The sequence below is a fragment of the Pseudomonas sp. YNh genome (assembly GCF_037993085.1).
Taxonomy (GTDB): Bacteria; Pseudomonadota; Gammaproteobacteria; order Pseudomonadales; family Pseudomonadaceae; genus Aquipseudomonas; species Aquipseudomonas putida.
This window is the reverse complement of record NZ_JBBMRJ010000087.1, coordinates 1-663: the sequence shown is the minus strand read 5'-3', so window position 1 is coordinate 663 and position 663 is coordinate 1. Positions and strand designations below refer to the sequence as shown.

Below are 663 nucleotides of genomic sequence, written 5' to 3'. Positions count from 1 at the left end.
GGCAAAACCCAAGGCAGCGTTGATTTCCAGACCCCGGCGAACGACGTCTACAACAACGGCTCGACCGTCAGCGTCACCATCGAAAACGCCACTGGCGGTAACTTCGAGCAGCTGACCCCGAATCCGACCCCGGCTCAGACCACGATCAACGATTCGGTAGACACCACCACCGCAACCCTGACGGCGAGCCCGTCGGTGACCGAAGGTGGCGTAATTACCTACACCGTGACCCTGAGCAACCCTGCCCAGACTCCGGTAACCGTGACCCTGTCCAACGGCCAGACCATCACCGTTGAGGCCGGCAAAACCCAAGGCAGCGTTGATTTCCAGACCCCGGCGAACGACGTCTACAACAACGGCTCGACCGTCAGCGTCACCATCGAAAACGCCACTGGCGGTAACTTCGAGCAGCTGACCCCGAATCCGACCCCGGCTCAGACCACGATCAACGATTCGGTAGACACCACCACCGCAACCCTGACGGCGAACCCGTCGGTGACCGAAGGTGGCGTAATCACCTACACCGTGACCCTGAGCAACCCTGCCCAGACTCCGGTGACCGTGACCCTGTCCAATGGGCAGACCATCACTGTTGAAGCGGGCAAAACCCAAGGCAGCGTTGATTTCCAGACCCCGGCGAACGACGTCTACAACAACGGCTCG

At 60.8% G+C, this 663-nt stretch carries 1 protein-coding gene; it reads left to right on the top strand.

From position 1 onward, the window contains the following. Positions 1-663 (top strand): immunoglobulin-like domain-containing protein (locus tag WF331_RS29155; protein WP_340623570.1); only part of this gene is annotated, 663 nt, incomplete at both ends.